The 20845-nt window shown below is 61.2% G+C and carries 11 protein-coding genes; 5 read left to right on the plus strand and 6 right to left on the minus strand.

Translation table 11 applies throughout. The features are described 5' to 3' along the window. Positions 1–927: 927 nt before the first annotated feature. Both VHX65_19715 and VHX65_19720 read right to left on the minus strand, forming a co-directional pair. A complete protein-coding gene (locus VHX65_19715) occupies positions 928–1233 on the minus strand; it encodes a hypothetical protein (GenBank protein ID HEX4000786.1) in 306 nt (101 codons plus the stop codon). A 189-nt stretch (positions 1234–1422) separates the two neighbouring features. Continuing rightward, positions 1423–3447, minus strand: a complete 2025-nt coding sequence (locus VHX65_19720) for an ABC transporter ATP-binding protein (GenBank protein ID HEX4000787.1) — start codon at positions 3445–3447, stop codon at positions 1423–1425. 586 nt (positions 3448–4033) lie between these two features. Between VHX65_19720 and VHX65_19725 the strand changes: the two genes are divergently transcribed. Continuing rightward, positions 4034–12913, plus strand: a complete 8880-nt coding sequence (locus VHX65_19725) for a glucoamylase family protein (protein ID HEX4000788.1) — start codon at positions 4034–4036, stop codon at positions 12911–12913. Between the two features lie 115 nt (positions 12914–13028). Here the strand turns inward: VHX65_19725 and VHX65_19730 are convergent, their stop codons facing one another. Beyond that, a complete protein-coding gene (locus VHX65_19730) occupies positions 13029–13259 on the minus strand; it encodes a hypothetical protein (GenBank protein HEX4000789.1) in 231 nt (76 codons plus the stop codon). A gap of 363 nt (positions 13260–13622) precedes the next feature. Here VHX65_19730 and VHX65_19735 point away from each other — a divergent pair, with 363 nt between their 5' ends. The 3 genes from VHX65_19735 to VHX65_19745 all read left to right on the plus strand — a co-directional run bounded on the left by VHX65_19735 (position 13623) and on the right by VHX65_19745 (position 16824). Next, on the plus strand, positions 13623–14489 hold the full coding sequence (locus VHX65_19735; GenBank protein ID HEX4000790.1) for a formyltransferase family protein: 867 nt from the start codon (positions 13623–13625) through the stop codon (positions 14487–14489). A gap of 240 nt (positions 14490–14729) precedes the next feature. Then, positions 14730–15521, plus strand: coding sequence for a phosphatase PAP2 family protein (locus VHX65_19740; protein HEX4000791.1), 792 nt, complete (start codon positions 14730–14732; stop codon positions 15519–15521). A 112-nt stretch (positions 15522–15633) separates the two neighbouring features. Beyond that, positions 15634–16824 carry a glycine C-acetyltransferase gene (locus tag VHX65_19745; GenBank protein ID HEX4000792.1) on the plus strand — a complete coding sequence of 397 codons (1191 nt, stop codon included), beginning with the start codon at positions 15634–15636 and terminating at the stop codon, positions 16822–16824. A gap of 155 nt (positions 16825–16979) precedes the next feature. Here VHX65_19745 and fdhD read toward each other — a convergent pair whose 3' ends face one another. From fdhD to VHX65_19760, 3 genes are all read right to left on the minus strand, one after another. Continuing rightward, positions 16980–17837, minus strand: a complete 858-nt coding sequence (fdhD, locus tag VHX65_19750) for a formate dehydrogenase accessory sulfurtransferase FdhD (GenBank protein HEX4000793.1) — start codon at positions 17835–17837, stop codon at positions 16980–16982. Between the two features lie 61 nt (positions 17838–17898). Then, positions 17899–18105, minus strand: coding sequence for a hypothetical protein (locus VHX65_19755; GenBank protein HEX4000794.1), 207 nt, complete (start codon positions 18103–18105; stop codon positions 17899–17901). A gap of 158 nt (positions 18106–18263) precedes the next feature. Then, positions 18264–19652: an OFA family MFS transporter gene (locus tag VHX65_19760; protein HEX4000795.1), complete on the minus strand. Its 1389-nt coding sequence runs from the start codon at positions 19650–19652 to the stop codon at positions 18264–18266. Between the two features lie 339 nt (positions 19653–19991). On the opposite strand from VHX65_19760, the gene VHX65_19765 reads away from it, so the two are divergent. Then, positions 19992–20351, plus strand: coding sequence for an STAS/SEC14 domain-containing protein (locus VHX65_19765; protein HEX4000796.1), 360 nt, complete (start codon positions 19992–19994; stop codon positions 20349–20351). Positions 20352–20845 lie beyond the last annotated feature (494 nt).

Raw genomic sequence — 20845 nt, forward strand, 5'->3', positions numbered from 1 at the left:
TGGCAAAGCCAGTGGCACACGGATGCAGGGCGGGGAAACGGCTGCCCTGCGGAGAGGGTCTGCGGCCGGGCGCGAACCGGCAAGCCGTTTCGCACCTCGGCTCGGACCGTGCGGCTCTGGCAGCAAATCTGCCGGACCGGTCTGGGCTGGCCGATCCGTCAATCGCTGTTCGGAAATAATCACCGTAGCTCCAAAAGAGGCACGGCCTGACGGAGAGGACTGCCAAACTTGGTTCGGACATCATCCCCCAAATCCGGATACACGCCGGACCGCCATCCGACCTGGATGCATTATATCCAATCCGTGCAACCGATTGCCAGCAAATTGGCGGCGCCTCGGCGACGGCACCGGGCCCGTCGGGAATTAGGCTTGTCCCGTGCGAATTTATCCGGGTTTATCATCACGTTCGATGGCGCGCGAAATTTCGTTGGCTACGCTATCGAGGTACGCAGTGTCGAAACCGCCTCTTCCGCAAATGCCTTTATACGGCGGTCATAAAATGTCGCCAACAATCTCCCCGATGGCCAAGGGCGATCTCGAAGCAGTCGGTGCTCTATGGTCGGAGACCGAAGGCGTCGGCCTGAACGAATCGGATACGCCCGAGCAATTGCAAGCGTATCTCAAGCGGAATCCCGGCCCCAGCCTTGTCGTTCGGGATGGCCCGCAAATTGTTGGAGCGGTTCTTTGCGGCCACGATGGCCGCCGAGGCTATTTGAATCATTTAGCCGTGAGGCTCCGTTTCATCCGATTCCGCGGGCGAAAGCGATGTGGAAACATGCGACGAAGACGGCAGCGAAGCGAGAACGCGGCTCTGCAAAAGAGATTCGTCGAGCCGGATCGGTTGCCGCTAGCCGTTCGATGGCCTCGATGCGGGTTTCCAACATTTGCCCCGCGGCAACGCGAACCGCTCCGGAAGCGATCGCCGCCTCATGGCTGAAAACGGATCGCCGGCCGGATCGACAAGGTTGCCGGCGCCTGAAGTGGCGATCGAACTCGCGTCGGCGGCCGGCGCGGCGGTTGCAGTGTTTCGGAATTGCCGGCAATTGCGGGAGCGATGGTTACCGTCCAGCCGGCGTTGATCGTCAGCGAGTTTTGCAGAATTTGTGTTGCGGTGAGGTTGGCCGGAGTGCTGCCGTCGCCGACGTTCGTGTCGCCGTCGTAGCTGGTTGCTCCGTTGACCGTCGAGGCGGTGCCGCCAACGATGCCGACCGCTTGCGTGCTGCCGAGAACCAACAACCCGCGCCGCTGCCGCCCGAACCGTCACGTTGATGGCCGCCTACGGCTACGGTGCACCGTCGGATTGGTCGCCGTTCCCGAGCCAAACGGATTTTACGCCTTTGGGCGTCGGGGCGGCGATCGGCTTGGCGATGGGTGTATCTTTCGCCGTTGGCTAGGCCGCGCAGGGACGGCAGCATTGATTGCTCAGCTCGTTCGCAGCAGCCGCTTGCCGGCGGCTTTGCCTGTGGGACGAACCGGACGGGCGTGCTTGCCGCTGGAGGCCGCCGAGCTCAAATGCAGAGGAGCCGCTTGACCGTTCAGTTCTTGCGATGAAGCCAAGGCCCGATCGAACTGCCAGATACTGCGATTGGGACTGACGCCCGGGCTGACGCCGCTTTCGGCCGAAAGCACCAGTTCGTTGAATACGCCGCCGGCCGCAACGAGTTCGTCGTAACTGCCGACTTCCGCGATTCGCCCCTCGTCGAAAACGAAAATCCGATCGGCATCGCGCAGCGTCGTGAGCCGATGCGCGACCAGGATCGTCGTGCGTTCGGCGCTGGCCACGCCCAGCGCCCGTTGCACATTGCGCTCGCTGATGTTGTCGAGCGCGGAGGTGGCTTCATCAAGGATCAAGACCGGGGGCTGTTTGAGCAGGACGCGGGCGAGCGCCAATCGCTGCCGCTGCCCGCCGGAGAGATTCTGGCCTCGTTCGCTGATCACTGCGTCGTAGCCCCCCGGCATCTGACAAATGTCTTCGTGCAAGTTGGCCATTTCGGCGACACGGCGAATTTCGACCGGCGATATGCTCTTGCTGCCGTAGGCGATGTTGTCGGTGATCGTACCGGAAAAAACGAACGGCGACTGCCCGACATAGCCGAACAGCCGGCCGATCTCCGCGCGCGACACCGCGTCGACCGGCATGCCGCCGATCAACAATTTCCCGTCGCAGGGATGAACCAGCCGCAGCAGCACCTTGAGAAATGTCGTCTTGCCGCTTCCCGAGCGGCCGGCAATGCCGATCGTTTCGCCATGCCGAATCGCGAGCGATATTCCTTGCAGCGCCCAGCGGTGTTGGTCTTGTTTGGTGCGGTATTCGACCCGCAGATTTTCGGCAACGATCACGGGCCGGTTGCGAAGCGCGGCCGCGGCTTGCTTATCCTGGGTGGCAAACGACGGATCGACCGGTTCTGCGAGCAGCTCGAGCAGATCGCCCACCAACAGGCTGGTTTCATGCCCTTCATCCAAGAGCCGATGGAGTTCGCTCATTGGAGCCATCACGCTCAGAAAGAGCATCGAAAATGTCAGCACGTCGCCGGTCGTGATGCGTCCGAGAATGGCCATGTAGATTGCCGTGGCCAACACGAGCACGTGAAACAATCCCTCGCAGACGGCTTTCGAGCTGCCGAACATTGCCATGTGCAAGTTATGCCGCACCTCTTCGCGGCGGCGCATTTCGGTCGCCGTCGAAAGTCGCTGCATCTCGTGTCGGTGCGTGTCGGCAGCGCGGACGTATTCAATGCCGCTGAGTTGCTCGACGACCGCGCCGTCGATTTCTTCGTAGGTGCGCATCAATTTCAGCCGCACGCCCTTTTGCGACATGATCTGGCGGGCGGTAAGAAACATCGACACCGGAATAACGCCCCCCATCGCCAGTCCCAAGATGGGCTGCTTGTTGACGACCGCCGCGAGCGCGAACAGGCCGGTGAACATCGCAGGAAAAAAGTCCAGGAAATTCACCTGCAAGAAGCGCACGATGCCTTCGACATTCCGCGAGATCCGGCCATGCAGCGTGCCAAGCTTTTCGCGCGAGATCGTGCTCAGCCGCACGGTCATCAGGTGCGACACGAGATCGACGTGCATGTCTTGGCGGATATGGCTGCAGGCGACCGCCACCAGATATCGCCGAGCGACATTCAAAGCTTCGCGCAACATGTAGGCGCCAGCCATGAAGCCCAAATACCACGCCGCCAGCATCAGCACGTCGTGCCGCCCGATCGTTCGATTGATGTAAGCCTGCACTTTGTCGACCAGCCGCCCGAGCAACAACGGAACCGCCGTGTTGCAGGTGCTGCAGATCGCCATCACGAGGGCGGCCCCGATGAGGGCCATGCGGTATTTGCGGCGGACGAGCTTCCAGACCTGTTTGCCCTGCTTGAGGATTGTTCGCATTTCCGCGAAAATCCCCTCAAAGCGAGATTCGTCGGTGGTCCCCGAGGTTGCGGTCGCCATTGGTGTGGGGGCGCTGGCCCGTTCCAGAATTTGATGATCCGGTTTTTTGGTAGTAGCGTAAGTCGGCTGCTTGAGCGCTGATCTTAGGCATTCCACGTGCCAAAGTCGGTCATCGTCGATTCCCGCCCCCGATCCTGACGGGGGCCAAGTCATAAGCGTAAATCAACTGTAGCTTTGGCAAAATGGCGAAGGTGGCTGCGTCAACGGTGAGATAGCTCCAAGAAAACAGATACTTTTGATTACGCTAAATAATTGAGCGGCGCTCGCCTTGGATTCACGCATCGCCAACGCGCAATAAAGGTCCATGATGAGCGTATTGAAATCGATCATTCGACCCGGATTGCGTGCCAATGTTACGATGCTGGCTCGTTCCTAATCTTGACATCTGCGACGCCGATAAGTTCCCGCTGGCTGCGGAGTTGAGCGTGGCCAAGCCACCATAGCGAACGCGCCGCGTGCAGAGTCTGGATTCTCGGATCGCGGCGGTTCGGAATCATGGTTGTTTGGCACTAATACTGCATTCCCCCACGGCTTTTGCCCCAGACGAGACAATTCGGCCCGAGGCCGATGGTTCGAAGAGACCCGCATGGCTACTGAAACTCCGCCTGTTTCTCAACCATCGAGTGACGACGGCCCGGAGCAAATTCCCCTTTTTTTGCTTGATGCGACGGTTCCGCTCCAAGAAGCTCCGTTTAGCCTGGCGCACCTCGAGGCCCATGCTCGGGCATTGGCAGCCCGGCATAGCGTCGTTTCCTCGCATCCGAAAGAGGCGGAGCTGTGGCATCGATTCGAAGAAAATCGCAACGCACTTGAATCGGGCTACGAGGAAATCGTTGCCGCGATTGGCGCTGGGGAGGAAATCACTCCCGGGGCAGAATGGCTGCTCGACAACTTCTATGTCGTGCGCGAGCAACTGATTGAAATCCGCGAAGATTTGCCGCGGCGGTTCTATCGCGAATTGCCGAAGCTGGCCCGAGGCGTTCTGGCGGGCTACCCGCGCGTCTATGCTCTGGCGCTGGAGATCATCGCCCACACGGATAGCACGCTCGATGAAGCGACGCTGACCCGTTTCATCAAGGCCTATCAAGAGATTACGCCGCTCGGCATGGGCGAAATTTGGGCAGTGCCGATCATGCTCCGATTGGGGCTCGTGGAAAATCTGCGCCGGCTTGCCGATTCGATCGTCGAAATCCAATTCCACCGACGTTGCGGCGAAGCATGGGCCGACGAGATCATCGAGCAACGCCCCGACGACGCTCCGGGGCGTCTCGCCGAGCGGACCAAACATCTGCCCGAGCTCGCCCCGCCGCTCGTGGCCCATCTCGATCAGCGGTTTCGCGACCAGGGACACGATCTCTCGGCCTGCTGGCACTGGCTGCACCAGCATATCGCCGAGCGGGGCGGTTCGATCGACGACATCGTGCGACAAGAACATCAGCGGCAAGCGCATGCCCAGGTGTCGACGGGCAACGCGATCACCAGCATGCGATTGATCTCGGCTCTCGACTGGTCGGCCTTCTTCGAAGAGATCAGCCTTGTCGAACGCGAACTTCGCCGCGATCCGGCCGGCGTCTACGGCAACATGGATTTTGCCACGCGCGATCGCTATCGCCATATCGTCGAAAGCCTGGCGCGAAGAAGCGGTTTGCCGGAGGTGGAAGTCGCACAGCGCGTCGTCGTCGAGGCGTTCAAGGGTCCGCCCGGCGCCGCCGGCGGCCACATCGGCTACTACTTGATCGACGACGGCCGAGCCGCTTTCGAATCGTTGCTTGGCGTGATTCGCATGCCGTTCGGGCGAATCGCGAACACGTTGGCGCGGCGTCCCGGTTGGGCCTATTTCGGACTGACGGGCGCCCTTTGGCTCGGTTTCTCGGCGGCAATCGATGCCCTGGCGGCAACGCATGGCGGGCCGGGTGGAATCGTGTTGCTGGCCGCGATTCTTGCTTGGATTCCGGCAAGCGAAGTCGCCGTCGCGCTAGCGAATTATCTGACCTCGCTGCGGTTGTCGCCGCGTGTCTTGCCGAAAATGGAATTCAAGGAGGGCATTCCAAGCGCCGAGCGCGCCATTGTGGTCGTGCCTTCGCTGCTGCTGTCGCACGACTGCTTGCGCGGGTTGCTCGATCGGCTGGAAATCCACTATCTGGCGAATCCCGATCCCGAAGTCGTCTTTGCCCTGCTTACCGATTTCGTCGACGCGTCCACGCAGGACCTGCCCGAAGATGCCGACTTGCTGAAGGCGGCGATTGTGGGAATTGAGGAGTTGAACCGCCGCTATGCCGACGGCGGCAAACAACGATTCTGGCTCTTCCATCGGGCGCGGCGCTGGAACCCGCTGGAAAATAAATGGATGGGCTGGGAACGCAAGCGGGGAAAACTTTCGGAATTCAATCGCTTGCTCCGCGGCTCGACCGACACCAGCTACATCGTTCCCGAGCGTCCGCCGACGCAACTGGCCGATGTGCGATACGTCGTCACTCTCGATGCCGACACGCAGCTTCCGCTCGGCACCGTGCGACGTTTGGTAAGCACGATCGCACATCCGCTCAATCGGCCGCAGCAGGGGGCTCGGCAGGAAGTCATCGAGCGCGGCTACACGATTCTTCAACCGCGAGTGGGCATCAGCCCAATCAGCGCAAATCAATCGTTGTTCGCGCGGATCTACTCCGGCAATCCTCATCTGGATCCGTATGTCACGGCGGTATCGGATGTATATCAAGACGCGTTCGGCGAAGGGAGCTTCATCGGCAAGGGGATTTACGATCTCGATGCCTTCGAAGCCGCCACCGAATCGGCATTTCCGGAGAACCATATCTTGAGCCACGACCTCATCGAAGGTTGCTTGGCTCGGGCGGCGCTGGTCTCCGACGCGGAATTGATCGACTCGATGCCGGGGCAATACTATGCGTTCGCGCGGCGGCAACATCGTTGGGTGCGCGGCGATTGGCAATTGTTGCGGTGGCTGTTTCCCTTCGTCCCGACCATCCATGGAAAACGCCGCAACCCGTTGAACGCCGTTTCGTGGTGGAAGATTTTCGACAATCTCCGCCGGAGTCTCGTGCCTCCGACCTTGCTGCTGCTCCTGGCCGTCGCATGGCTGGCGTTGCCGGGGCCTGCTTGGGCGTGGACGCTCGCGGCGGTGGCAGTGTCGGCGATGCCGCTGTTGATCCACGTCGGTTCGATTGCGATGCATCATCCGCGCGGCGTTTCGTGGCTGCAGTATGCTCGGGATGTGCGTGGGCAGGTCGGCTTGTCGGCACTTCAAACCGTGTGCGCGGTCGGTTTCTTGCCGCACCAGGCGTATCTAATGGCCGACGCGATCCTTCGCACCGTGGCGCGTGTGTTGATCACGCATCGCAATTTGCTGGAATGGGAAAGTGCGGCGGTGACCGAGCAGAAAACACGCGGGACATTGCGGTTCTATGTTCGCCGGATGTGGGCCGCACCGGTGTGGGCTGCCGCAATGCTGGTGGCAATTCTGGTCCGAGGCCCCGACGGGCTGTTGAATGCCGCGTTTTGGAGCGCCTTGCCGCTGTTGGCATTATGGACAGTTTCGCCGGTTTTGGCATGGGCGCTGAGCCGGCCATTCCGCCGTATACCGCTTCCCTTGAACGACGAAGAACGGCGCGAACTGCGGCTCGTGGCTCGCCGCACCTGGCTCTTCTTCGAAACGTTCGTCGGCCCGGAAGACCACTGGCTGCCGCCGGACAATTTTCAAGAGTCTCCCAAGCCGGCGGTGGCGCATCGCACGTCGCCCACCAACGAAGGATTGCTCCTGGTGTCCGCCTTGGCGGCGCACGACTTCGGCTTCCTCGGAATCCATGATCTAACGGGCTGGCTCGAGCGAAGTCTCGACACATGGCTGAAGCTGGATCATTATCGCGGCCATCCCTACAACTGGTACGACACGCGAACGCTCGCCTCGCTGCACCCGGCATATGTCTCGACCGTCGACAGCGGCAACTTGGCCGCGTGCGCTCTGACCGTCCGGCAGGGGCTGCTTGCGCTCTCGAACGAGCCATTGCTCCGCCGCAGGAATCTGGCCGGGCTTGGCGATATGCTCGCGCTCGTCGAAGAAGCGATGCGCGGCGAAGCCGCCGAGCCATTGCCGGACCAGACATCGAAAGACGATCTTGCCGCCGCCGCCGACGCGCGGCACCTCCGCCCGCTGATTGACCACGTTGTCAGCCTGGAGGCAACCGCGACGGGCGATCCACTCGCTTGGAACGCCATGCTCGCCGAGATACGAACGGCCGTGGCGCCGATTTTGGCGGCCTGCGGCAATCCGCTTGCAAAATCGGCGAGCCCGACCGCCGGCCAATCGCTCCCGCCGCCGGCGCTGGGAAATCGTTCGGCCGCATTGGCGAAGCAAGTCGATGAGTTGCATGGCGATTTCGGCGCATTGTTTCCCTGGGTTTGCCTGAACGAAATATTCGCAGCCAATCGCGATCCGCGAATGCCTTGGGACAGCGTTCTGCAAGCGCTCAGCGGCGCCACGACGCTTGCCCGGATTTCTGCGCTTCCGGAAGCCGTGGAACCGCAATTTGCCGCGCTGCGCGGTGCGGTTTCGGCATCAGCGGGCGCGAATGGCGATCGGTCCAGCGAACTCGCCGCCATTGCCGAACTGCAAGCGGCCGTTGCCGCCGGGGCCGAGGCCGCCAAGAAACTTTTGGATCGCTGCCAACGGCTCGCCGAGCGGCTGCAGCAAATGGCGGCCGAAATGGATTTCTCGTTTCTGTACGACCGCTCGCGCCGTCTGTTCTCCATCGGCTACAACATTTCGACGGCCCAATTGGATCGTAGCCGCTATGATCTCTTGGCCTCCGAGGCCCGGTTGGCGAGTTTCTTATCGATCGGCAAGGGAGAGATCGACTACCGGCATTGGTTCCACTTGGGCCGGCCGTTGATGAACACGGCCGGGCTGACGGGGTTGCTCTCGTGGGGCGGCACGATGTTCGAATACCTGATGCCAAGCCTGTTTTTGCGAACCTATCCGGAAACGCTGCTGGCCCAAAGCTGCGAGGCCGCGGTGCAACGGCAAATCCAGTTCGGCCGGCAACAGCGGCTTCCCTGGGGAGTTTCCGAATCCGCCTTTGCGGTGCTCGATGCGGGCCTCACCTATCAATACCAATCATTCGGCGTTCCGGGGCTCGGGCTGAAGCGCGGGCTGGCGGAAGATCATGTCGTGGCGCCGTATGCCACGGCGCTCGCGCTGGCGGTGCAACCCCGCGACGGCATGCTGAACTTTCGCGCGCTCGCCGCGGAAGGAGCACTGGGGCACTGGGGCTATTACGAATCGATCGACTACACGCCCCGCCGCCTCCCGCCCAATGAAAACAAGATCATCGTGCGCTGCTATTTTGCCCACCATCAGGGAATGTCGTTGACATCGCTGGCCAACTGCCTGCTCGACAATTGCATGCCGCGGCGCTTCCATTCCGAGCCGATGACCAGGGCTGCCGAATTGCTGTTGCAGGAGCGCGTGCCGGTGGCGATTTCGCTCTTGGAGCCGCATGAAGACGAGGTGGCCCAAGCGCCGGTGGTGCGGCAGGCCGATCGACCACTCAGCCGCTGGTTGACGACGCCGCACACCTACAGCCCGCGGGCCCATTTGCTTTCCAACGGTCAATACACCGTGATGCTCACCAATGCCGGCGGCGGCTTCAGCATGCATCAGGAAACCCGCATCACGCGCTGGCGCGCCGATACGATCTGCGATCCGTGGGGCCAATTCATCTACATTCGAGATCTCGAGCGGCACGCTTTGTGGTCGGCCGGTTTTCAACCGGTCGCCAAGCAACCCGACGAATACGAAGTCTTGTTTTCGGTCGACAAGGCGGAATTCAACCGCCGCGATGACGAATTGGAAACCCATTTGGAAGTTGCCATCGCACCCGACGACAATGTCGAAGTGCGGCTGCTCTCGATCACCAACCACGGCGATCGGCCGCACACGGTCGACGCCACCAGTTTTGCCGAATTGGTGCTCTGCCCGGCTGAGGCGGATCTCGCGCATCCGGCATTCCAAAAGCTGTTCGTCGAGACGGAGTGGTTGCCGGAGCATAATGCCCTGTTGGCCCGGCGCCGGCCGCGCACTCGTGGGGAGCAAACCGGCTGGGCCGTGCATATGTTGGCAATCGACGACAATTCGCGAAGCCTTGCCGCCGGCGGCATCCAGTTCGAGACCGATCGCGCGCGGTTCTTGGGGCGCGGACAAACGGCAGCTTTGCCGGCGGCGTGTTTGCCGGGCGCGGTCCTTTCCGCGACGGTCGGGCCGGTGCTCGATCCGATCTTCAGCTTGCGGCAGACGATGCGCATCCCGGCAGGACAATCCGTGCGGTTGGCATTCAGCACCGGCTTCGCGAAAACGCGCGAAGAAGCCGTCGCCCTGGCCGATCAATACCACGACTTGCGCGTCGTGTTGCGCGCTTTCGAATTGGCCTGGGCCCATGCGCAGGTCGAGCTGCGCCACGTCCATCTATCGGCCAACAAGATTCATCTCTTCCAACGGCTCGCGTCGCTGCTGCTTTATCCCGATTCGGCAAAGCGGGCTCCGCCGGATATCTTGGCGGCCAATCGGCAGGGGCAATCGGCCCTATGGCGATACGGCGTGTCGGGAGATTTTCCGATCGTGCTCGCGCGGATTACCGGTCCGGAGCAAGAGGGGCTCGTCCGCGATCTGCTGTTGGCGCATCAGAATTGGCGCGCCAAGGGGTTTACCGTCGAACTCGTGCTTCTGAACGAGCAGCCGGCCGGATATATCGACACGGTGCAGGATCAATTGCATCGGCTGCTGGGCGAGAGCAGCGGCTGGGATTTGTTGAACAAGCGCGGCGGTGTTTTTGTCTTGCAGGCCGGGCGAATTCCGGATGAGGATCGGATCCTGCTGCAAGCAGCCGCCGGCGTCGTGCTGAAGGGAGACGCAGGCTCGCTCGACAAACAACTCGACTTGCCGGCCGGCGCGGCGAAGCTGCCTCCCGCGCAGCCCTTCGAGCGGCGGCTGCACGATTCCGGTAGCGACCAACGCTCCTTAAAGGCAAAACGTCCCGCATCGTCGGCCAATGCGTCCGCCGCAAATTTCGATAACGGTTTTGCTGAATTCTCCCGCGATGGCAGCGAATACGTCATCCGGCTTTCCCCGGATCGCTGGACGCCGGCCCCATGGAGCAACGTCGTCGCCAATCCATCGTTCGGTTGCTTGATCACCGAGACGGGCGGCGGATACACGTGGTCGGAAAATAGCCGCGAAAACAAGCTCACCGGTTGGTCGAACGATCCGGTGTCCGATCCCCCTTCGGAAGCGATTTACATTTGCGACAGCGAGACGGGCGAGCACTGGACCCCGACGCCATTGCCGAGCCGCGATCCGCAGCCCTACATCGTTCGGCACGGTCAAGGCTATTCGCAATTCGAACACCATTCGCACGGCGTCAGCCAACGGCTGCTCGTGACGATCGCCGCCGACGATCCGGTAAAAATCGTCCGGCTTTCGCTGCGCAACGACTCGGGCCGACCAAGGCAGCTTGCGATAACCGGCTGTGTTCAATGGGTGCTCGGCGTCGATCGGCAGCAGACGCAGCTCCACATCGTCAGCGCGACGGACGAAAAAACGGGGGCATTGCTCGCCACGAACGCATTCAACCAGGATTTTTCCACGCGCGTTTCCTTTTTTCAAATCGTCGGCCGGACGCGCACCTGCACTGCCGATCGCCGTGAGATGTTCGGCCGAAACGGCAATTGGGCCAATCCAGCCGCCCTGGCGCGAACCGCGCTTTCCGGCCGCGTCGGCGCCGGACTGGATCCTTGCGGCGCCCTGCAAACCAAACTTCAACTTGCCCCCGGCGAGGAAACCGAGGTCGTGTTTCTCCTCGGCCAGGTGGCAAGCCGGGATGATTTGCAGCCGCTGTTGGAGCGCTACTCCGATCCCCATGCTGTCGCGGCCGCCGCCGACAAGAGCCGCGCAATGTGGAACGATTTTCTATCGGCGGTGCAAGTCCGCACGCCGAACCGCGGTCTCGATCTGCTCTTGAATCGTTGGTTGCCCTATCAAACGCTCAGTTGCCGCTTCTGGGGCCGATCGGCTTTCTATCAGGCCGGCGGCGCCTACGGTTATCGCGACCAACTGCAAGATTCGATGGCGCTTGCCTACGGCCGACCCGATTTGGCTCGCGAGCATCTGCTGCGAGCAGCCTCGCGGCAATTCGAGGAAGGAGACGTGCAGCATTGGTGGCATCCGCCGACCGGCCGCGGCGTTCGCACCCGCTTTTGCGACGATTTTCTGTGGCTGGCGCTCGTGACGTGCCATTATGTCGCGATCACGGACGATGCCGCGGTGCTCGATGCCGTGGTGCCCTACCTTCATTCGCCGCCGCTGAAAGAAGACGAGCAGGAACGCTACGAATTGCCGGAAGTTTCGCCGCAATCCGATTCGCTCTACGCGCATTGCTTGCGCGCCATCGACCATGGTCTGCGATTCGGAGCGCATGGGTTGCCGCTAATGGGAAGCGGCGACTGGAACGACGGCATGAGCGATGTCGGCGCCGGCGGCAAGGGAGAAAGCGTTTGGGCGGCGTGGTTTCAGATCGTCATTCTTCAGCGTTTTGCAAAAATTGCTGCAAGCCGCAAAGACACAAACCGAGCGACACAGTTGGCGTCTCGCGCCAGCGAACTGCGGCGAGCCGTCGAAAGCGTGGCCTGGGACGGGGCCTGGTATCGCCGCGCGTTTTTCGACGATGGAACTCCGCTCGGTTCGAAAGAAAACGATGCTTGTCAGATCGATTCGATCGCCCAATCGTGGTCCGTGTTCGCCGGCGGCGACGCCGAGCGGTCGAAACTCGCGATGCAATCGGTTTGCGACCGGCTGATGCGTAGCAGCGATCAGCTCATGTTGTTGCTCTGGCCGCCGTTCGATCACACGGCTTTGGAGCCCGGCTACATCAAGGGCTATCTTCCCGGCGTGCGCGAAAACGGCGGCCAATACACGCACGCGGCCTTATGGACCGTGCAAGCATTTGCAGAAATGGGCGAGGGAGATCGAGCGCTCGAATTGTTCGATCTACTCAACCCGATCCATCATGCGATCGATCCGCATGCGGCCGAGAAATATCGCGTCGAGCCGTATGTCGTCGCTGCCGACGTTTACAGCTTGCCGCCGCATACCGGCCGGGGCGGCTGGACATGGTATACCGGAAGCGCGGCCTGGATGTATCGCGTCGGCTTGGAATCGCTGCTGGGATTTCATTTGCAGGGCGATTCGCTACGGATCGATCCCCGCGTGCCGAAGAGTTGGCCCGGCTTTGAGATCACCTTCCGGCGTGCGAACAGCACGTACCGAATCGTCGTGGAAAACCCCAGCGGAGTGCAACGCGGCATTCGTTCCATTGCCCTTGATGGCCGCGAATGCCCGGGCGGCGAAGTTGCTTTGACCGATGACGGCGCGGCGCACCAAGTCTTGGTGACAATGGGATAGACTTGTTGAAAAAGGAAGGCGGCTGGCTCCGAACGACCAATCGGTTTTATCGCACGTTTCGCGATTGCGCGAGATGCCCGTCCCGTTCTTCAACACCGGCTATTTAGCTGATCGGCTATTCAGGAGTTTTTCGCGATGGCCGACCATCGTTGCCAAGCCCGCTGCTGCGCGTGAATCGCGTCGGGGCCACGGCCACTTCTTCGGTGAGCAACGTGCCGAGCTTCCGTTCGATGCAATCCACTGGCCGTAATCCGCCTCGGCTATCGGGCACCAAACCTTCGTCCCCGCGAAACGTCGCCACACCCCGGGTCAAACGATCGCGCTTGCGTAGTTCTGATAGTTGCATCGGTTTGGTCCTCTTACGGCCTTGTTCCAACAAGGATAGAATCCGCTGCGGTATTAGCAATTTACATGCCAATCCCGTCGCACGGGTTGGCTATGTCGTAGAATCTCATTAGGAGGAAAGGGTTTACTTGCATTCTTAGTTGCCAGTGAGCCCATCGGCTGGCGCCTGCCGTGCTTCACGAACGATCAACCAACAGGCATGCTAGAATCATTTGGCATCATATCGCTCAAGCGGAAGTTGTTTCGTCGGTAATCGCTCGATTAGTTGTCGGCCCGATTTCCACGGCAGAATCCGCAGGTTCCGCACAGTCTTTTCGTGCACCTTCGCCCCAATTTTTTTCCAACGCCCGACGGCCGCAGGATCATGCAAGTCATTCTTTCCGCCGTCGGACCCGATAATCGTGGATTGGCCGATCCGATCATCCACTACGTGACCGGTCTGGGGGCGAATATCGCCGAGATCCAGATGTACGATCACGACGACGAATGCCTCTTCGCGATGCTGTTGAGAATCGAACTGGCCGGCGATGAATTGCTCGGCTTGCGAACCGCCATGGCGGAAATCGGGCAGCAGAAACGGCTGTCGATCCGCGTCTGGTCTCCGGAACTGCGATCCGAGCGGCCGCGACTGGCGATCTGCACCACGCTGCGGCCCGAGCCGGCATTGGCGCTGCTTCGGGCGATCCGTGATCAAACGGTGCGGGCCGAGGCGGCTGTGATGCTCGGCAACCGCACCCATTGCCGCTTGCTGGCCGAGCAGTTTGGCGTCGACTGGCATATGATCGGCGACGACAATGGCGTGGCCGACGACGCCCGCATCGTCGAGCTTTGCGATCAATACGATGTCGACTACATCATCCTCGCCCGCTATATGCGAATCCTTTCGGCCGAGGCATGCTGGAAATATGCCGGCGGACGGATCGTGAATCTGCACCACGGACTATTGCCGGCCTTTCCCGGCATGCGGCCCTACCAGGATGCCTACGCGGCGCGAATGCTGACGTTCGGGGCGACCTGCCATTTCATCGTGCCCGAGCTCGATGCGGGCAATCAGATCATCCATCAATCGACGTTCACCGTTCCGCCCGGCATGAAGCTCGACACGATCATCCGCCGCGGCCAGGAAGACAACGAACCGCATTGCCTTGTCGAAGGCGTTCGCCGCGTGGTGACGCGCGAAGTGCGGCTGCATTTTCACCGCGTCGTGGCGGCAGGAGAACGGGCGGATTGACCGAGGTCGGATACGAGGTCGGGCAAGACGCGCGAAACCGCAAGCAAGCGTCCTGCACCGTTTGGGATTGAATCGCGCGTGCGATCGCGAAGCCCAGGGAAGGCCAGGAAGACGCTGTCCAGTGGACGACCGGTCGTGGGCCTTCCCTGGGCGTGAAGCGGTTCCGAGCTTCGCACTGCAAAAACTCATTTCGACTGCCAAAGACGAAACGTTCCACCATAACCCTTCAGGATCGGAAACATGAAACTTCAATCGATGAAACTTCGAACCGCCGCGATCGCCGTGGCGCTCTCGTTGACATGCGCGATCGCTGCGCGGGCGGAGCGGCCCTCGTATTTTTCGCCGTCGGCCGTCGACGCGATCAAGCTCCTCCCCGGTTTTCCCGCGGCCGATTCCGATGAAGCCCATGAAGAACTGCTGCTGATGCGCGTCATGCAACGGCATCGGACGGAAGAACAGGTTGCCCGTTGCGAATCGGAAGTGAATCTGTCGGTGGATGCATTCAAGAGCGTTCTCGGACCGTGGTGCACCTCCGACAATCTGCCGCAACTATCGAAGTTATTCAAAGCTTTGGCTAAGGATTCGAAGCCATTCAGCGACGCGGCCAAAGATCATTTCAAGCGCCCGCGGCCGGCCAAAGAAGATCCGCAAATCCATGTGCCGATCAAGAATGAAACGACCTATGCGTATCCGAGCGGACATTCGACGCGCGGAACAATGTATGCCCTGATCCTCGCCGAACTCGCTCCGGCACATCGCGAAGCGCTCTTGGACCGCGGCCGCGAGATCGGGTGGGACCGCGTCGTCGCCGGGCTGCACCACCCGAGCGACATCTATGGCGGCCGCGTTTTCGGCCAGGCACTTGCCGAATCTCTCTTGGCCGATCCGAAATTCAAGGATGAATTGGCCGTGCTGAAGAAGGAACTCGCCGATGCCGAGGCGCACGCGAAACCGGCCGAGCACGCCGCGGACCCGAACTCGCCGACCCACGCCGGCCACCACGCCGCCGAACCGGCAGGAGCCGCGCGATAACTGCCTGTCGCGCGGTTCGCTCGACGTTCGGTTATGATTCCTCCGGGTTCCCACGCACTCGGCGTCGAAACAGCTCCTTGTTCGAACGGCAGCTCACCCTCCGCTGATTGCGATGCGCGACAACTTCCGCCAATATCTTCTGCAACAGCTCGATGGCATTCGGGCCGCAGGCACGTACAAGCGCGAGCGCGTGATCTCGACGCCGCAGGATGCGCATATCCGCGTCGGCGAGGGGCGCGAATTGCTAAACATGTGCGCGAACAATTATCTCGGGCTGGCCGAGCATCCGGCGGTTTTGCAAGCCGCCCATGCCGCGCTCGATCGCTGGGGCTATGGCCTGGCATCGGTGCGGTTTATCTGCGGCACGCAATCGTTGCACAAGGAACTCGAAGCGAAGCTGAGCGAATTCCTCGGCACCGAAGACACGATCCTCTACAGCTCGTGTTTCGACGCCAACGGCGGATTGTTCGAAACGCTGCTCGGCGCGGAAGACGCCGTGATCTCCGACGAATTGAACCACGCCAGCATCATCGACGGCATCCGGCTTTGTAAAGCGCAGCGATTCCGCTATCGCAATAGCGATATGGCCGACCTGGAAGCGAAGCTGAACGAAGCCGCTTCGGCGGGGGCCCGCTTCAAGCTGATCGCCACGGACGGCGTTTTCTCCATGGACGGCTACGTCGCAAATTTGGCGGCCATTTGCGATTTGGCAGACAACTACGATGCGCTCGTGATGGTCGACGACTCGCATGCCGTGGGATTCATGGGCCGCACGGGGCGTGGAACGCACGAGCTATGCGGCGTGATGGGCCGGGTCGACGTTCTCACCGGCACGCTCGGCAAGGCCCTCGGCGGCGCCAGCGGCGGATACACGAGCGGCAAGCGAGAAATCGTCGAAATGTTGCGGCAACGATCGCGGCCGTATCTGTTCTCGAACACGCTCGCCCCGAGCATCGCCGGCGCGTCGCTGCAGGTGCTGGAAATGCTTTCGCAATCGACCGCGCTGCGCGACAAGCTGGAAGCCAACACGCGTTTGTTCCGCGAGGAAATGGCCCGCCGCGGTTTCAGCATTTTGGCCGGCACGCATCCGATCTGCCCGATCATGCTCGGCGACGCGGCGCTGGCGGGCCGATTTGCCGAAGCGGCGCTGGCCCAGGGCGTGTATGTGATCGGGTTTTCCTATCCCGTCGTGCCGCAAGGCAGAGCCCGCATCCGCACCCAAATCTCCGCCGCCCACTCACGCGACGACCTGCAATTCGCGATCGAAGCCTTCGCCGCCGTAAAGCAAGAGATCGGGGTGTAACGTTAGCGGCAAGGCGCTAGCCGCCGGTCCAACGAGTGGCACGCCACACTTAGAACATCGGCCGCTCGGATGTTTCGAAACGGTGCGACATCGCGATGAACAGCATCGGCGGCTAGCGCCCTGCCGCTAACGGAAGGATCGCAAACTTCCGGAGGCTACACCAGTCGCCACGCGCCGCTGTAGATATTGAATCGGCGATCGCGGACGAAACCCAGCAGTGTCATTCTGAACCGCACCGCCAATTCCACTGCCAGGCTCGACGGCGCTCCAACGGCCACGAGCATCGGGCAACCGGCCATCAAGGTTTTTTGCATCAATTCGAAGCTGGCCCGGCCGCTGACGAGAATTCCCTTGTCGCGAAGCGGCAATCGAGCGGCCCACAACTGCGAGCCGACGAGCTTATCGACCGCGTTGTGCCGGCCGACATCTTCGCGAATCGCGAGCAGATTCCCTTTGGCATCGAAGAGCGCCGCCGCGTGCAAACCGCCCGTTCGATCGAACACGGTCTGCGATTGCCGCAGCTTGTCGGGCAGCCCGTAGATCACGCTCGCCGAAATGCGTGGGGCATGCTCATCGAGCGCGGGAGCTTGTTGCAGCTCGAGCGCTTCGAGCGAACTTTTTCCGCAAACGCCGCAACTCGACGTGGTGTAGAAATGCCGTTCGAGCCGGCCAAGATCCACGGCAACCATCGGTCGCAATTCGATCTGCACGACATTATGCGCCGCCGCCGGCCCGACGGCGGATCCGACCGGCCGAACGGTTTCAATCTCGCCGCCGCCGCGGATGATGCCTTCGGAGAGCAAAAAGCCGGCGGCCAACTCCGCATCTTGCCCGGGTGTGCGCATCGTGATCGAGATGCTGCGTTGTTGCCGCCGATCCGCGGGCCCGTAGCCGAGGCGAATTTCAAGCGGCTCTTCGACGGCGACTTGATCCGGCCGAGCTTCGATCGCCGAGCCTTCGGCGGTCTGTGTTGCCTTCTGAACCGCAACTTGCAGAAAAGCTTGCTCGGTCACGCGATTCGACTCCAGGCGTCGCCACCGGCAAAGGAAAACTCGTCGGGAGGGCCCACCCTTGCTAGCGCTTCGGGCTAACGGGCGCGGTTTGATCCGGAGCAGCAGCCGCAGGTGCGGCGACGAACAGCGGCTCCGCAGTTTTATAGGTGCGATAGACGCCCCACACCAAAGGAACGCCGACGAACGCCCAGGCGAACACCAACCGCGCGAGAACTCCGGCGGAACTCATCGGCATCAACGGTTGGCTTTCGGCGTGTGGCGCGCTCATATATTCTTTCTCACGGATTGGCGAAGGCTCGGCCGAAAAATAGCTTCTCCACAGGCCCCTCTCCCCTTGCGGGAGAGGGCAGGGTGAGGGGTTCAAGAAACGGAAGTTATTTTTCGGCCGAGCCTGGCCGAAGTCTAGTCGAACACACCCGAATGGCGTCAGGCCGGTCGTCTCGCACCGGCCGGCTGCATCTCGGCAACTTGTTGCTCGAAATGATAACGCGGCTTGACCGGCGTAATCAAGAAGTTGCAAACGGCGCCAATCACCAGCAATCCGGCCATGAGGTACATCGTGTAGTCGTAGGAAAGCGATTTCGACACCTTTTGATCGATCATGTATTGCCCGATATAGGTGATCAACACCGGCCCGGCTATGCCAGCGGCCGACCAGGCGGTGAGCAATCGCCCATGGATCGCTCCGACCTGCATCGTGCCGAATAAGTCGCGGAGATAAGCGGGCACGGTGGCGAATCCACCGCCGTACATGCTCAAAATAACCGCGCAGCAGGCGATAAACAGTAGTTTGCTCCCCATGTGTCCGGTGCTTGGCACCAAGACATAAAGGCACGCGCCCAGCAGCAGATAAATCGCATAGGTCGGCTTGCGGCCGATATAGTCGGAGATCGTCGACCATAAGAATCGTCCGGCCATGTTGAAGATGCTCAGCAGCCCGACGAATCCGCCGGCCTCGAGCGGCGTCACGTCGCCAAACATATCCTGGATCATCGGCGAGGCTTGTTTCAAAATCGCGATTCCGGCGGTGACGTTCAAGAACAGCACAAGCCAAACCAAATAAAACTGCGGCGTCTGGATGGCCGAGTCGGCGGTCACCTGGGCGGAGGTGATCAGCCGCTGCGGCCGTGTCGGAGCGACATAGCCGGCCGGCATCCAACCCGGCGCGGGCAATCGCACCGTGATCGCCCCAAACAGCATGAACACAAAATAGCCAATCCCCATGACGACCCATGTTTGCGCGATCCCGGTCGAGGTTGGGCTCTTGAATCGGTCCATCAGGAACACGCCGAGCGGCCCGCCGATCATCGCTCCGCCACCGAAGCCCATGATGGCCATGCCGGTCGCCATGCCCGGCCGGTCTGGAAACCACTTGATCAGCGTCGATACCGGCGAAATATATCCCAATCCCAGTCCGATGCCGCCGAGCACGCCGTAGCCGAGGTAAATCAGAATCATCTGATGCAACTGCACGCCGAGGGCCGCCACGAGGAAACCGCCGCCGAAGCAGATTGCCGCGGCAACCATCGCCTTCCGCGGCCCGGCCGCTTCCAGCCATTTGCCGAACAGCGCCGCCGAAAGCCCAAGAAACACGATGGCAACGCTGAAGATCCAGGTGATTTCAGTGGCGACCCAATCCCCTTTTACATGCTGACTGACGCCGATCACGCGTTCCAAGGGTTTGTTGAACACGCTGAACGCATACACCTGCCCGATCGCCAAATGGATCGCCAGCGCGGCTGGGGGCACGAGCCAACGGCTGAAGCCGGGAGACGCAATGGTTCGTTCGCGGTCCAACACGGAAGGAAGGGCCATTACAGGGTTGCTCCGATTCCAGAGGTCGGTTGCTTGAAATCTATCGCGCGACGCTGAAGCCGAAACGCACGTCCCCGGACCACGCGGCGAATCGCCATCCCCCCAACAAACGCTCGCACACGCACGGCGATTGTTGTGCCGCACGCCCACGCCCGCTGCCACCGGGAACCATCCCGCGACGCAAGAAACGCCCGCCGTTTGGAATCGCGATCGATAGATTAGATTGTTGTCGCGACGGCTTAAGTGTACTACGCTGGTCCGAGGGGCGGCAAGCAAATCGCAAAACCAACTGCAACTCGCTTTTCCATAAGACACAGGCCCCAAGCTGGAGACGATCCGATGACTGTTGCCCTGAAAGAAGAAGACGATGGCAAAACGCTCATGGTCACGCTGAGCGGAAAGCTCACCAAAGAGGACTACCAACATCTCGGCCCGGAAGTCGATCGACTGATTGCAAAACACGGCAAAATCCGCATCCTCACGATCATGCACGATTTCCACGGCTGGACGCTCGGCGCCCTGTGGGACGACATCAAATTCGACTTCAAACACTTCAGCCACATCGAGCGGCTGGCCTTGGTCGGCGAGCGAAAATGGGAATCGGGCATGGCCGTCTTCTGCAAGCCCTTCACCACCGCCAAGGTCCACTATTTCGACATCGCACAGAGTGACGAAGCGCTGAAATGGGTGCGGGAGTAACTAGTGTGGCGCTCCTATCGATGGGGGTTTTGTCGGGCGAATGGCTAACCACAGAGCCCCCGTGCCGCGGAGCCGCGCCCAACGTAGCAGGCACACTCCGTGTGCCGTCTGCGCTGCTCCGTGCGCAATGCTCCGCGGTGAGTGTGCCTGCTACGACAAAAACGCTTTTCGTCGATCCTTACAAAGAATTCGTGTGTTAGTGGCACGGAGAACACCGGCCCGAGAAACGGTTCCCGACTTCCTGACACCGCTTTCCGCCCCGCTCCAATGCGGCGGAGCCGCGCCCAACGTAGCAGGGACACTCCGTGTGCCGTCTGCGCTGCTCCGTGCGCAATGCTCCGCGGTGCGCCGATGGCACACGGAGTGTGCCTGCTACGCTGCTCTCTAAGGACTTGGCACGGGTGGCTGCGATGCGCCGACGGGAGGCGGAACTTCTTCCGATCCGGTGGCGCGAGGCATCAATTGTTCGGCGAACGTCGGCCCTGGCGGGCAGG

It is taken from the genome of Pirellulales bacterium (genome assembly GCA_036267355.1).
Lineage (GTDB): Bacteria > Planctomycetota > Planctomycetia > Pirellulales > DATAWG01 > DATAWG01.